At 74.4% G+C, this 13,173-nt stretch carries 12 protein-coding genes and 1 pseudogene; 8 read left to right on the top strand and 5 right to left on the bottom strand.

The window, feature by feature from the left end; genetic code table 11:
- Nucleotides 1-113 precede the first annotated feature (113 nt).
- From BS80_RS11075 to BS80_RS11055, 5 genes are all read right to left on the bottom strand, one after another.
- Nucleotides 114-740 (bottom strand): TetR/AcrR family transcriptional regulator, encoded by a 627-nt coding sequence (locus tag BS80_RS11075; RefSeq protein WP_198045487.1) that lies wholly within the window; start codon nucleotides 738-740, stop codon nucleotides 114-116.
- Between the two features lie 77 nt (nucleotides 741-817).
- Nucleotides 818-1,732 carry an acyl-CoA thioesterase gene (locus BS80_RS11070; protein ID WP_035796002.1) on the bottom strand — a complete coding sequence of 305 codons (915 nt, stop codon included), beginning with the start codon at nucleotides 1,730-1,732 and terminating at the stop codon, nucleotides 818-820.
- Nucleotides 1,733-1,837: 105 nt separating this feature from the next.
- Entirely contained in the window at nucleotides 1,838-3,025 is a 1,188-nt protein-coding gene (locus tag BS80_RS11065; RefSeq protein ID WP_198045526.1) for an MBL fold metallo-hydrolase, read from the bottom strand.
- 334 nt (nucleotides 3,026-3,359) lie between these two features.
- Nucleotides 3,360-3,812, bottom strand: coding sequence for a MaoC family dehydratase (locus tag BS80_RS11060; RefSeq protein WP_035796000.1), 453 nt, complete (start codon nucleotides 3,810-3,812; stop codon nucleotides 3,360-3,362).
- Nucleotides 3,813-3,885: 73 nt separating this feature from the next.
- On the bottom strand, nucleotides 3,886-4,350 hold the full coding sequence (locus tag BS80_RS11055) for a pyridoxamine 5'-phosphate oxidase family protein (RefSeq protein ID WP_051966463.1): 465 nt from the start codon (nucleotides 4,348-4,350) through the stop codon (nucleotides 3,886-3,888).
- A gap of 223 nt (nucleotides 4,351-4,573) precedes the next feature.
- Between BS80_RS11055 and BS80_RS11050 the strand changes: the two genes are divergently transcribed.
- From BS80_RS11050 to BS80_RS11015, 8 genes and pseudogenes are all read left to right on the top strand, one after another.
- Nucleotides 4,574-5,419 (top strand): hypothetical protein, encoded by an 846-nt coding sequence (locus BS80_RS11050; protein ID WP_035795998.1) that lies wholly within the window; start codon nucleotides 4,574-4,576, stop codon nucleotides 5,417-5,419.
- 326 nt (nucleotides 5,420-5,745) lie between these two features.
- Nucleotides 5,746-6,186 carry a hypothetical protein gene (locus tag BS80_RS11045; protein ID WP_051966462.1) on the top strand — a complete coding sequence of 147 codons (441 nt, stop codon included), beginning with the start codon at nucleotides 5,746-5,748 and terminating at the stop codon, nucleotides 6,184-6,186.
- 137 nt (nucleotides 6,187-6,323) lie between these two features.
- Nucleotides 6,324-7,169 (top strand): hypothetical protein, encoded by an 846-nt coding sequence (locus BS80_RS37620; protein WP_051966461.1) that lies wholly within the window; start codon nucleotides 6,324-6,326, stop codon nucleotides 7,167-7,169.
- 269 nt (nucleotides 7,170-7,438) lie between these two features.
- Nucleotides 7,439-7,645: pseudogene (locus tag BS80_RS44060) on the top strand (SAF domain-containing protein); the annotation flags it as partial.
- Nucleotides 7,646-8,138: 493 nt separating this feature from the next.
- Entirely contained in the window at nucleotides 8,139-9,500 is a 1,362-nt protein-coding gene (locus BS80_RS41795) for a hypothetical protein (protein ID WP_063771939.1), read from the top strand.
- A gap of 4 nt (nucleotides 9,501-9,504) precedes the next feature.
- Nucleotides 9,505-11,241, top strand: coding sequence for an ATPase, T2SS/T4P/T4SS family (locus tag BS80_RS11025; protein WP_232246434.1), 1,737 nt, complete (start codon nucleotides 9,505-9,507; stop codon nucleotides 11,239-11,241).
- A gap of 37 nt (nucleotides 11,242-11,278) precedes the next feature.
- Nucleotides 11,279-12,253 (top strand): type II secretion system F family protein, encoded by a 975-nt coding sequence (locus BS80_RS11020; RefSeq protein ID WP_051966460.1) that lies wholly within the window; start codon nucleotides 11,279-11,281, stop codon nucleotides 12,251-12,253.
- Entirely contained in the window at nucleotides 12,250-13,137 is an 888-nt protein-coding gene (locus BS80_RS11015; RefSeq protein WP_035795989.1) for a type II secretion system F family protein, read from the top strand. Before BS80_RS11020 ends, BS80_RS11015 begins: the two co-directional genes overlap by 4 nt.
- Nucleotides 13,138-13,173: the final 36 nt, after the last annotated feature.

Raw genomic sequence — 13,173 nt, 5'->3', positions numbered from 1 at the left:
GCAGTGAGAAGGGCGGCCGAAAAGCCGCATCTCGCACTATCTCCGTCGAAATCCGCCCGCCCGCCCGCGACGCGCCGAGCCGCCCCGGCTCCCGGGCCGGGGTGCCGACGCTCTCAGGCAGCCCCGTACGGTGCCAGCACCAGGCGCACCACGTCCTCCAGGCGCCGCCGGGCGTCGCCCAGGGTGGCCCGCCCGGTCACCCAGGCGGTCAGCTCGCCCTGCCAGGCGTGCGCCACGATCTGGCTCACCAGGGCGCTCTCGGTCGGCGGCACCTCGGCCATCACCGCCTGCAGCGCCAGCGCGTCGGCCCGCGCCATGCCCTGGAGCGCCTCGCTGGCGAACGGGTCGGTCGAGGCCGCCACGCTCACCCGCAACCGGGCCAGCTCGGGCTGGCGCTGGTAGGCCCGCATGCCGTCGCGCACGAAGCGCAGCATCCGCTCGGCGGGCTCGCGCGGCGCCTTGGGCCCGGGCAGGCCGCGCGGCTCGCAGGCCAGATCGACGAGCAGCAGCCGGTGCCATTCGGCGATGGCGGTGGCGAGCAGGTGCTCCTTGGAGGAGAAGTAGCGGTAGGCCGTCCCCAGGGCCACTCCCGAGCGCTCGCAGACCTGTTTCATCTGCAGCTTCTCGACGCCGGTCTCGGTCACCAGGGCGAGCGCGGCCGCGATCAGGCTCCGGCGGCGTTCCAGCTGGCGCGGCGACATCGCCTCGATCGGACGGGGTGACAGGTCAACACTGGTCACCCGCCCCATGATACGGGCCGCCGGCTGGCGTGAGTATGTCGCCTGAGCGGCGTGCGGCCGCGCCCACCGGTACGGCCTCAGGTCCGGTGGCGCTCGCGCAGCAGGGTCTCCTGGACGGCCGAGGCCACCAGGACGCCGTCGCGGTCGTAGAACTCGCCCAGCGCGAGCCCCCGGCCGTCCGCGGCGGACGGGCTGCGCTGGGCGAACAGCAGCCACTGGTCGGCGCGGAACGGGCGGTGGAACCACATCGCGTGGTCGAGCGAGGCCAGCGTCACCGTCGTCGCAGGCGGCTCGGTCCGCTGCAGCCGGGGCCGCTGGAGGTGCAGCGCGGTGGTGGAGGCCAGCGTCAGGTCCGAGAGGTAGGTCAGCGCGCAGACCTGGAGCAGCTGGTCGTCGGGCGGCAGCGGCGAGCGGCTGCGCAGCCAGACGAACTGCTGCGGCACGCCCGGGATCTCCGGCGGGATGCCCGGCGCGTCGTCCGGCAGGAAGCGGATGTCCAGCGAGTGGAAGCCGGAGGCGCTGCTGGGGTCCGCCTCCTCGGCCTCCTCGCGGGCCTGGAAGGGGTTGGGCAACTCCTCGGGACCGGGCACCGGCGGCATGGTGGGCCGGCGGTCGGTCGACTCCTCGCCGCGCTTGAACGAGGCGGAGAGCGTGAAGATCACCTCGCCGCGCTGAACCGCCGTCACCCGCCGGGTGGCGTAGGAGACGCCGTCGCGGATCCGCTCCACCTCGTAGACGATCGGCCGGGTCGGGTCGCCGGGGCGCAGGAAGTAGCCGTGCAGCGAGTGCACCGCGCGCTCGGTGTCCAGGGTGCGTCCGCCGGCGGTCAGCGCCTGGGCGGCCACCTGGCCGCCGAACGCCCGCAGCGGTGCGCCGGCGTGGCAGCTTCCCCGGAACAGGTTCTTGTCCAGCTCCTCGATCCGGAGCAGGTCCAGAAAGGATCTCAGGGCCGGGGGTCCGTCCTGCTGCTCCCGCGCGGTCTCATCTGTCATTGGCTCATAGTGGCAGAAGCGTGTCACGCGCACTGTGAGCTGGGTTACCAGTGCGTTTCTGCAACAGGTTCCTGTACCAGGGCGGCGTGGCGGTGGGCAGGTTGCTCAGGCGGGGACCTCGTCGCCGTGCGAGGAGTCGCGGGCCGGCTCCTGCGGGAGCGGGCGGGCGGTGACCGGGGCCGGGGCGGCCGGTCGGGCCCCGTCGGGCGGGACCGCCACCGCGCGCCACCAGGGCGTCGGCTCGGGGGCGTCGGCCGGCTCGAAGGGGGCTCCGGGGTGCGGGACGGCGAGGACGGCGCCGAGCGACCGGGCGGCCGCCAGGGTCCGTTCGACGGGCTCCTCCCACGGGTGCGGCGCCAGGTTGAAGGTGCACCAGTGGATCGGCAGCAGCAGCGCGCCGGCGGCGTCCAGGTGCGCCCGGACGCCCTCCTCCGGGGTCATGTGCACCTCGGGCCAGAAGTCGCTGTAGGCGCCGATCTGCATCATCGTCGCGTCGAACGGGCCCAGCCGGCGGCCGATCTCGGCGAAGCCGGGGAAGTAGCCGCTGTCCCCGCTGTGGAACACCCGGTGCTCGGGCCCGGCCACCGCCCAGGAGGCCCAGAGCAGGTTGGGGTTGGTCCGCGGGCCGCGACTGCAGTAGTGCCGGGCCGGGGTGGCGGTCAGCGTCAGGCCGGCCACCTCGGCCGACTCCCACCAGTCCAGTTCGGTGATCCGGTCGGCCGGTACGCCCCAGTGCTCCAGGTGCGCGCCGACGCCCAGCGGCGCGGCGAAGTGCGCGCCGCTGCCGATCAGGGCGCGCACGGTGGTCATGTCGAGGTGGTCGTAGTGGTCGTGCGAGATCACCACGACGTCGACCGGGCCGAGGTCGGCCAGCCGGATCGGCATCGGGTGCAGCCGCTTGGGGCCGATCCCGGGGAACGGAGAGCACCGCTCTCCCCAGACCGGGTCGAAGAGCACCCGGCGGCCGTCCAGTTCGGCCAGCACGGTGGCGTGGCCCAGCCAGGTCAGCCGCAGGCCCGAGACGGGCGGCAGCGCGAGCTCGGCGGTGCGCAGCGGGTGCACCGGGATCGGGGCGGCGGGCGCCCGGCGCGCGCGTCCGGAGGCCAGCTGGGCCCGGGTGATCTCCAGCGGCGACCGCTCGTAGACCAACCGCCGGGTCGGGACCGGGTTGCGGAAGGCGCCGTCGACGAAATGCGGGCTGCGCCGGATCCGCTCCAGGCGCTCCCCGGCCGGCTCGGCGCCGAAGGCGGCCGTCCGCACCCGGTGCCAGCCGGCGGTCGACAGCTCGCGCAGCGTGCCGGCCGGGGTGGGGGCGGCGTCGGGGGACAGTCCGCGCGGCCGGTCGGTGCCGGGGGAGAGCAGGCCGGAGACTCGGGAGTACCAGGGGACGGGGCCGGTCACGGCACCTCCAGAAGCGGGACACCAGTCGGGAAACCGGCGCCACCCGAGGGGCGTCGGCGGAACACCAGCGGCACGGCGGCGGGCGGGCACGTCACGCGGTGTGCCAGCCCATGACTATCGACATCTCATCGGGAGACTACCGGTAGCGATGCCGCCGGGCCCGCTGGATCCCGGGACCGCACTCCGTTCGGGGCGCCCGCCGAACGGGCCGTCAGCCGCGTCGGCGTCAGCGGTAGAAGCGGGTGATCGTCTCCGCCACGCAGTGCGGCTTGGCGCTGCCCTCGCTCACGATGGTGAACCGCACCACGGCCTGGGCACCGCCGGTCACCTCGGTCAGCGAGAGCAGTTCGGCGGTGGCCCGCACCGCGCTGCCGACCGGCACCGGGGCGGGGAAACGCACCTTGTCGGAACCGTAGTTGACGGCCATCCGGACGCCGTCGACGCCGTAGCACTCCTTGGCCAGCAGCGGGATCAGCGAGAGCGTCAGGTAGCCGTGCGCGATCGGCCCGCCGAACGGGCCGGACTTGGCGCGCTCCGGGTCGGTGTGGATCCACTGGTGGTCACCGGTGGCCTCGGCGAAGAGGTCGACCTGCTTCTGGGTCACCGTGTGCCAGTCGCTGGTGCCGAGCTCGGTGCCGACCGCCGCGGTCAGCTCGTCGAGGGTGGCGAACGTCGTCATGACTGCGCTCCTGAGGGCCGCTGGGGACTGCGGACGGGGGGACGGCCTTCCGCCCGTCCGGGGGAGCGTAGCCCTACCCGGCGCAGACCCGGTGGCGGGGTGAGACCTCGCCGCCGACGGGCGCCGGGCTCAGCCGCTGGCCGACCACCAGTTCGGGGGTCAGCACGACGAACATCGGCTCGGGCTCGGGGACCCAGGGCTTCGGTCCGCTGCGCAGCAGCTCCCAGTAGGTCCGCGGATCACGCACCACCGCGGTGTGCCCGTGCACGGTGACGCTCCAGCCGTGGCCGGCCGCGACGTCGACGTCGTCGGCCTGGAACGCCGTGACCGTGCCGTCCAGCGCGCGGGAGAGCGTGCCGCCCGGGAGCAGCGCCAGCACCAGCCGTCCGTCCGGCTCGACCCGGAAGGCGACCGGCAGCACGCCGGGCAGCGCGTGGGCGGTGTACACCACGCGGCCGAGGGGCACGGTGGCGAGCAGCCGAAGGCACTCGGCCTCGCTCAGCGTCTCGATCCGGTCGGCGGGGTGGGCGGGGTCCATGCTCCCGATGGTGCGGGTGGGCGCGGGGGACCGGTAGGGCCCATGGTCCCGGTCCTGGGACCCGGCCCGGCGAGACCCGATCGGAGTCGTTCCGGTCGAGAGTCACCACGAGTGGACCGTCGTGCGGCAGAGTGTGGCGGGCAGGGTACGGCAGGGCCGGCGGTGACGGGCATCCGGCCGGCCGATTCGGCCGAATCGGACGGACGCGGAGTGGGGTGCGGGCATGACTGGTGGCGTCGAACTGGTGGTGATCGGCGCGGACGGCGGTCCGGAGCGCAGTTACGGCGGCTCCGCGCAGGCCGCGCACGGCGCCCGGCTGCTGGCCCAGGCACTTCCCGCGGTCTGCTTCGACACCGGCTCACGCGGCTGCCGGGCCACCCTGGTGCCGCCGGACGCCGACGCGAACGCCATGCTGACCGCGCTGCGCGAGGCGGCCCGGCAGCAGGGGCGGTGGCTGGTGGTCTGCCTGCTGGGCCAGCTGGTGGCGGACCAGCGCGGCCGCCGGTTGGCGCTGGTCACCGCCGGCAGCACCCCGGACAACGCCTACCGGCGCGGGCTGGCCTGGGACTGGGTGGTCAGCGCGATGGTGCACGGCGCCCAGGACGAGGTGCTGCTGCTGGTCGACGCGGTGGCGGCGCCGGAGACCTGGGCCGCGATCGGCGGGGCCGGCGGCGAGCAGGGGGTGGCCGAGCTGCTCACGCACTCCCGGGTGCCGCTCTGGGGCCGGGTCGGCCCGTACGCGGGCGGTCGCCGCGGGCGGGACGCGGTACTGCCCGGCGCCGAGGGCTCGTTCAGCTGGGCGCTCGACCGGGTGCTGGAGCGCGGGGTGCCAGGGGGGCCCGCCACCGTCGCTCCGGCGGAGCTGCATCCCGCCGTCGCGGCCGAGCTGGCCTGGGGTGAACTGGCGTCAGGTATCGAGGCGCGGCTGCTTGTCCCTCCTTCGGGTGGCCGGTTGTTGATGCGCAATCGGGCCGCCGTGCGTGGTGCGCTGGCCGGATTGTCGGTTTCCGAAGAACTGTTGGCTGTTCTGTGGCGGGAAAGTGCCCCAACGGATCCGCCTTCCGCGTAAGGTCAGGGGCCCAAGGTGTTGCCGTGGGCGGGTGGGTTGGCGAAGAATCGGTCTTCACTCGCACTTCACTCGCACCAAGGCAGTAGGCAGGCTTTTTCTGCCAACTTCGGCCAGCTGTCGGTCAGTCGCGGCAAGGTGGGGCTATGCGCCGTTGCAAGGCTTTGTTACGCCTGAGGGCGGTCGGGGTCGGTGCGGTGGCTCTGCTCACGCTTTTCGCGGCCGGCTGCGCCGCTGATCGGCCGGGGGTCGCGGCCCGGATCGGAACTCCCGGTCCCAGTGCGGCGGGTGGGATTGTCGCGGCACCCTCCGGCTCCCCGGACGGGGGAGTGACAGCGCCCACCGACGGGCCCGAGGGGGCCGTGGGACGGGTGGTACTGAGGGCCTATCAGGCCTGGTGGGCGGCGCAGGTGCAGGCGGATGCGCGGAGTGACTCGACCGGGACGCAACTGCGGATCTACTCCACCGGCGAGGCGCTCAGCGGTGTGCTGGCGAGCCTGGTTTCTTTGCACGAGGCCAAGTTGGTGATGAGCGGGGCTCCCGTCAATTCACCGGTGGTGGCGAAACTCGATCTTTCCGGCACTCCACAGAGTGCGGTGGTCGAGGACTGTGTGGATGTCACCGGCTGGCACCAGGCCGATGCCGTGGACGGGTCGGTCAAGGATCCGCCGCAGCGCCTGGAACGCTATGTCGCGAGTGCCGAGATGCGCGCCAACGGCACTACCTGGATGGTTGTCGAGTTCAATCGCGAGGCAGGCCGGACATGTTGAGGTCGTCGAAGTCGGTACGCCGAATTCCTGGTCAACTCCTGTTACTGATCGCTCTGCTGGCCGGGTCGACACTGCCCGCCGCGGCCGCCGGTCCGACGGGGGGGATCAATCCCTGCGTCGTCCAGGCGGTCTGCATCGTGGTCACCACCCCCGGCCAGAGCCCCGCGCCCGGTGGCGGCGGTTCCGGCGGGGGAACGGGCGGCGGGTCGGGGGGCACCCAGACCTGCACCTGGAACGGTCAGCAGTGGCCCTGTTGGGACCCGGACCTCGGCTACTTCGACACCGGTGACGGCTGCTACTACAGCAAGAGCGACCCGCAGCCGCCGCCCGGCGACCCGGCCTGGGCCGGCAACGACCCCAGCACCGGCGCGATCTACGACAAGACCTGCCGGGACACCGCCGGCGGTCTCAACCCGGAGGCCCCGGTCTGGGAGGCCAAGGCGCCCGGCGCGGGCGCGCCGCCGCCGGATCCCGGCGTGGTGGCGCAAATAGCCTTCAAGAAGCTCCAGTTCGTCACGCCGGTGGCGCACACGGCACCGGGTGGTACGGCGCTGGTCGGGGTGCCGGTCTGGCTCTGGTACGACGCCCCGAACGCCACCGCCGAGGAGCTGACCGGTCCGCAGAGCCGGACGGCCTCGCTCTCCGGCATCTCGGTCACGGCGACCGCCGTGCTCAAGGACGTGGTCTGGGACCTCGGTTACCGCGACCCGGTGACCGGCAAGGAGGTCCTGGCCTCCTGCCAGGGCAAGGGCGCCGGTCACCCGTACGCGGTGGGCCTGGAGAACGACCCGCCCGCGGACGCCTGTATCCAGACGTACCTCAAGGCCTCGCCCGACGCCGGCTACTACCTGACGGTGACCGAGTCCTGGGCCGTCACCTCGGTCGACGACGCCACCGGGAATCAGGCCTGGCCCGAGCTGGACCTCACGGTGGCCAGCGCACCGCTCGCGCTGAAGGTGAACGAACTGCAAGTCCTGAACTGAACGCCGGGGTCGACAGGCGGCCGCCGATTGCCCCCGGCAGCCGCCCGCCGACCCGACCCGAACCCCCGTACCCGTACCCGTAGTCGGCACAGTCCCTCAGCAAGGAAGGCCGAAGTCCGGTGGAGAACCGCACATTCCCGTCCCCGACCCTCGGCACGCCCACCTTCGGCCAGGACCAGCCGCCAGCTGCGGCCGGTTCGGGGCGCGGGGGCTCGTCCGGCCCGGTCACCCCGTCCCGCTCGCTGCGCGCCCGGCGCCGACGCCCGGCGATGATCGCCATGGCCGCGGCGCTGATCGCGGCCGGCGGACTCGGCGGGGCGGTGCTCTACAACAGCACCGGGCAGCGGATCGCCGTGCTGGCACTGGCCCGTGACGTCCCGTACGGGCAGGCGCTGACCGCCGACGACCTGGTGGTGGCGCGGATCGCCAGCGACCCGGCGCTGAACCCGGTGAGCGCCTCCGACCGCGGCCTGGCGATCGGCCGCCGTGCCAGCACCGACCTGCACCGCGGCGCGCTGCTGCTGCCCGCCGACATCACCAACGCGCTGGTGGTCAAGCCGAGCGACCAGGTGGTCGGACTCGCGGTCAGGCCGAGCCAGTTGCCGGCCGGCGGGCTGGAGCCGGGGCAGCAGGTGATCGTGGTGCTGACCTCCGACGCGTCCTCGCAGACGGGTCAGTCGGGCCAGTCGGGCCAGTCGTCGCAGGCCTCGGGCGGCAACGGGGCGTCCGGCGGGGGCGCGCACGGTCCCGCGACGATCGGCGCGGTGGTCGCCGAGGTCGGGCGGGCCGGCGGCGACGGCAGCCAGGTGGTCGACGTCGCGGTGCAGCCGAGCGACGGGCCGACGCTGGCCGCGTGGGTGTCGGGCGGCCGGTTCCAGGTGATCCTGGCCCCGCGTACCGCGTCGTCGGCGGCGCCGTCGCCCGCACCCTCCGGCTCGGGGCCCCGGGGACCGGCGGGGGGGCCGCCTGATGGCCGTGATCGCGATCGCCGGCGGCCTGGGCGCTCCCGGGGCCACCACCACGGCCCTTGCCCTGCTGCTCTCCTGGCCGCTGGCGCCGGGACGCAAGGTCCTGCTCGCCGAGTGCGACCCGGACGGCGGAGCGGCCCTGGCCGGTGCGCTGGAGGGCCGGGTCGAAGCCGTGTACGGGCTGCGCAACCTCGCCGTCGCCGACCGGCGCGGCCTGCTCGCCGAGACGCTCTGGGACCAGTTGGTCGACATCTCGCCGGCCGGCAACGGCGAACGGCTGCTGCTGCCCGGCCTGACCGACCCGGCGCAGGCCGCCGGTCTCGCCTACACCTGGGAGCCGCTCGTCGAGGCCCTGCACGCGCTCGGTCCGCAGGGCTACGACGTGCTGCTCGACCTCGGGCGCTCCGGGGCGAGTGGTCCCGGCGCGATCCTCGCCCGGCGGGCCGACGCCGTCGTCGTGACGTTGCGCAGCACGCTGCGCGGGCTCAGCGCGGCCCGGCCGCGGCTGGCCGCGCTGCGCGAGGACCTGGAGTCGGCCGGCACCGGGGCGGACGCGCTCGGGCTGCTGGTGATCGCCGAGGGGCCCTACCCGGCGGCGGACATCACCCGGGAGCTCGGGCTGCCGGTGCTCGGGCTGCTGCCGCACGCCGTGCGGACGGCGCGGGTGCTGTCGGACGGCGGGGACAGTACGGACCGGCGGTTCATGCGCTCCGAGTTGATGCGTACGGCGCGCAGCGCGGCGGATCAGATCCAGACGCTGGTCCAGCGCCGCCGCGCCCGGCTCTCGGCCCTCGGCGTGGTCGCGGGGGCGGCCGCGGCGGCCGTCCCGCAGGCGTCCACGCCGGCGCCCGCCGCCGGGTACGGGTGGGGCGCGCCGGAGGAGTCGCACCCGCTGGCGTACCCGGCGCAGTCGCAGTCGCAGCCGTCGCCGGTGCAGCAGCCGTACGCGGGGCCGTCGGGGCAGGTCTACGCACCGGAGCCCGAGCAGTCCTGGAGCGCGCCGCCGCCGTCGTACGGTGAACAGGCCTATGCCGAGCCGCAGTTCGGCGAACCCCCGTACGCCGATCCGCAGTACGGCGGGCAGGTGTACGCGACGCAGTCCGGGGCAGCGTACGTGCCGCAGACCGGGCCGGTGCGGCCGCTTCGGACCGGTCCGGTGAGCCCGACGGCGACCCCGAGCCCGACCGTGCAGCCCTACCCGCATGCGCAGCCGCAGCCGCACCCGCAGACCGCCGAGCCGTATCCGCAATCGCTACCGCAACCGCCGCTCGCCGCCATAGCGCCGCACCCGGCCGCGCCCGAGCAGTTCCGCGCTCCGCAGGACGACGAGCAGACCCAGGGGGCGGTGCTCCGTGCGCGGTAGCCCGATGCGGGACCGTCCCGCCGGCGACCCGGCCGCGCTGCCGTGGACGCCGATCGCCCCCGCCCCGGCCGTCCACGACGCTCAGCCGGACGCCGGCTACCCGGACGACGCGTACGCGGGCCATGGCGCCGCGTCGGCGCCGGCCGGTCCGGTGATCCCCGGCCCGGTCCGTCCGTCCGCGCAGCCGGTCGGCCAGTTCCCGCCGCAGCCGCCGCGGTGGGCCCAGCCCCGGTCCCAGCCGCCGGCCGAGGCCCAGCCGCAGTACGCCGCCGCGCCCCCGCCGCCGTCCCCGGCCGCCGCCTCGCCGGTCGGCCTGCCGGTGCTGCCGACCCTCGACCCCTGGGGGGCCGCCACCGCGCCGCCCGTCGACCAGCAGGTGGCCCGTGAGCTCAAGCGCCAGGTCGCGGCCGAACTGCACCAGCAGCTCTCCCGTCTGACGGGCAGTCACGGACTGGACGCCGACCGCGCCACCCGCCGCCAGCGCGGCCGGGCGCTGATCGAGGAGGCGGTGGCCCGCTGGTCCGACGCGTACGCGCAGAGCCATGGCGTCCCGCCGACCCGCGAGCAGGACCGCGCGCTCTCCGAGGCCGTCTACGACCTGCTCTTCCGGGCCGGCCGGCTCCAGCCGTACCTGGACGACCCGGAGATCGAGAACATCCTGATCAACGGCTGCGACGACGTCTGGATCTCCCGCGTCCACCAACCCCTGCGCCAGGTACCGCCGGTGGCCGACTCCGACGCCGAACTCGTCGAGATGCTCCAGGACCTGGCCCGCCAGCACGGCGGTGGCGAGCGCAGTCTGAGCACCGCCAGCCCGACTCTGGCGCTGCGCCTGGAGGGCGGCATGCGGCTGCAGGCGATGACCGAGGTGACCCCGCGCCCGTATGTCGCGATCCGCCGTCACCGGGTCGCCTCGGCGACGCTGTCCGACCTGGTGACGCTGGGCACCGTCGACCCGACCATCGCGGCCTTCCTGGCCGCCGCCATCCGGGCCCGGAAGAACGTGATCATCACCGGCACCCAGGGCGTCGGCAAGACCAGCCTGCTGCGCGCGATGGCGGCCGAGATCCCGGCGGACGAGCGGGTCGGCACGCTGGAGTCGGAGTTCGAACTCTGGCTGCACACCCTCGGCCACCTGCGCCAGGTGGTCCCGATGGAGGCCCGCGAGGGCAACGGCGAGCGCGTCGACGGCAAGGTGGCCGGGGAGTTGACGATCGGCGAGCTGATCCCCGCGGCGCTGCGGATGACGCTGTCGCGGATCATCGTCGGCGAGGTCCGCTCCGGTGAGGTCGTCCCGATGCTGCGGGTGATGACCAACGGCGAGGGCGGCTCGATGTGCACGCTGCACGCGCGCGGCCCGCAGATGGTGGTCGACCGGATCGCCGAACTCTGCCTGGAGTACGGCTCGCACATGACCGACAGCCTGGCCTACCGGCTGATCGCCAACGCGATCGACCTGATCGTGCACGTGACGATGGTCGACGAGACGGCGGTCGGCGGGCGCCGGCACCGGTTCGTCTCGCACGTCATGGAGATCACCGGCCTCGGTGAGCAGGGCCGCCCGGCGCTGAACACCGTCTTCGGGCCCCGGCCCGACCTGGGAGAGCCCCGCGCGGTCCCGCACACCCCGCCGAACTGCCTGGACGACCTGCGCCGGGCCGGCTTCGACGCCGGCCTGCTGCAGTCCGCGTACGGCACATGGAGTGCACCGCTCTCGTTGCGGATCGGTGGTCTGCGATGACTCGTCCGGTCACCACCCGTCCGGAGGGACGCCACTGATGCTGCTCTACGCCCTGTGCGGGCTCCTGCTGGCCGGCGGCCTGGTCGCCCTCGCCGTCGGCCTGAACGGCAACCGCGCCGCCGAGCGCTCCGAGCCCGGCCCGCTGGCCACCCGGGCGCACGTCCTCTGGTACGGCGGGCCCGGCACCCCGGCGCCGTCGGTGGTCCGACGCCGCCGCATCCAACTCGCCCTCTCGCTGACCGGCGCCCCGCTGGTCTGGCTGTTCAGCCGGATCCCGCTCACCCTGGGCCTGGTCCCGCTGGCGGTGTTCGGCCTGCCCTGGCTGTTCGCCGCCACCCGCTCCGACACCCGGCGGATCGTCCGGCTGGAGGCGTTGGCCGAGTGGACCCAGCGGCTGGCCGACGTGCTGCTGCTCGGGATCGGCCTCAACCAGGCGCTGCTCGGCAGCCGCAAGACGGCGCCCACCGCGCTGGCACCCGAGATCGAGGACCTGGCCGCCCGGCTGCAGGCCCGCTGGCGTGCCGAGGACGCGCTGCGCGCCTTCGCGGACAGCCTGGCGGACGCCACCGCCGACAAGGTCCTCGCGGCGCTGCTGCTGCGCTCCGGCGACAGCGGGCCGGGGCTGGCCCGGGCGCTCTCCGACCTGGCCGAGTCGGTCCGCGAGGAGGTCCGCCAGCGGCGCTCGATCGAGGCCGACCGCTCCAAGCACCGTACGACCATCCGCTGGCTGGTGACGATCATCCTCGGCGTGATCGTGGTCGGCTCGTTCAACGAGCGCTACACCGCGCCCTACAGCTCCTTCCAGGGACAGCTGGTGCTCGGCGTCCTGGCCGCGCTCTTCGTCGCGGTCATCGCCTGGATGCGCTCGCTGGCCTCGAACCCGCCGCTGCCACGGCTGTTGGAGCCCGACCGGCGCAGCCGGGTCGGCGCGCTGCCCGAGCCGGACGGGTCGGACGACGAGGGCGAGGCCCGGGCCGACCTGGCGTCGCCGCTGCTGAAGGAGACCCGATGATCTCGCCGTGGGCCGTCCTGGCCGGCGCCGCCGCGGCCGGCGGGGTCGCCCTGCTGGTCGCCGAACTCCGGCCCTCGCCACCGAATCTGGGCCAGGCGCTGGACCGGCTGCACCGCGCGCCGGTCGAACACCGCGCGCAGAGCGTCGACGAGCAGGAGACCTGGTACGACCGCCTCGGCGCCCGCTCGCTGGCCTACGCGGGCTCGCGGCTGCCGACCCAGTCGCTGGCCCTGATCGGCCGCACCCCGGCCCGCTTCATGGCGCACAAGCTGCTCTTCGCGCTGGTCGGTCTGCTGCTCCCCGGCTACCTCTCCGCGATGGCCGCCCTCGTCGGGATCAGCCTGTCGGTGGCGCTGCCCGCGCTGCTCGGCGTGGCCCTGGCGGCGGCCGGCTGGATGCTGCCCGACGGCATCGTGCAGGGCGAGGCCAAGGAGGCCAGGACCGAGTACCTGCACGGCATCGCGGCCTACCTCGAACTCGTCGCGCTGGAGCGGGCCTCCGACCACGGTCCGGCCGAGGCGATGCGACGGGCGGCGGCCGTCGGCCGGGGCAACGTCTTCCGGCGGATCCGGGACGCCCTGGAGCGGGCGGCCACCGACCGGCTGCCCCCCTGGGACGGCCTGGACGCACTCGCCGAGGAACTCGGCCTGACGCCCCTCCAGGACGTCGCCGACATCATGCGGCTCTCCGGCACCGACGGAGCCGCCGTCTACGACACGCTACGGGCCCGCTCCAAGGGCCTGCGCGACGAGCTGCTCGCCGCGGAACTGGCGAAGGCCGGCTCCGACAGCGAACAGATGGTGGCGCCCGGCGCCGCCCTCACCCTGTTGATGACCATCCTGATCGTCTACCCCGCGCTGTACCAAATGCTCCATGTGTTCTGACGTCCGTGCGTGTTCCGAACTCGATTCCGGCCCATC

The organism is Kitasatospora mediocidica KCTC 9733, assembly GCF_000744225.1.
Lineage (GTDB): Bacteria > Actinomycetota > Actinomycetes > Streptomycetales > Streptomycetaceae > Kitasatospora > Kitasatospora mediocidica.
This window is presented reverse-complemented; position numbering and strand designations above follow the sequence as displayed.

Coding starts and splice junctions, on each gene's coding strand:
- BS80_RS11070 (WP_035796002.1), bottom strand. CDS start 1,732: ATGACAGATGAGACCGCGCGGGAGCAGCAGGACGGACCCCCGGCCCTG.
- BS80_RS11060 (WP_035796000.1), bottom strand. CDS start 3,812: ATGACGACGTTCGCCACCCTCGACGAGCTGACCGCGGCGGTCGGCACC.
- BS80_RS11055 (WP_051966463.1), bottom strand. CDS start 4,350: ATGGACCCCGCCCACCCCGCCGACCGGATCGAGACGCTGAGCGAGGCC.
- BS80_RS11050 (WP_035795998.1), top strand. CDS start 4,574: ATGACTGGTGGCGTCGAACTGGTGGTGATCGGCGCGGACGGCGGTCCG.
- BS80_RS41795 (WP_063771939.1), top strand. CDS start 8,139: ATGGCCGTGATCGCGATCGCCGGCGGCCTGGGCGCTCCCGGGGCCACC.
- BS80_RS11025 (WP_232246434.1), top strand. CDS start 9,505: ATGCGGGACCGTCCCGCCGGCGACCCGGCCGCGCTGCCGTGGACGCCG.
- BS80_RS11020 (WP_051966460.1), top strand. CDS start 11,279: ATGCTGCTCTACGCCCTGTGCGGGCTCCTGCTGGCCGGCGGCCTGGTC.
- BS80_RS11015 (WP_035795989.1), top strand. CDS start 12,250: ATGATCTCGCCGTGGGCCGTCCTGGCCGGCGCCGCCGCGGCCGGCGGG.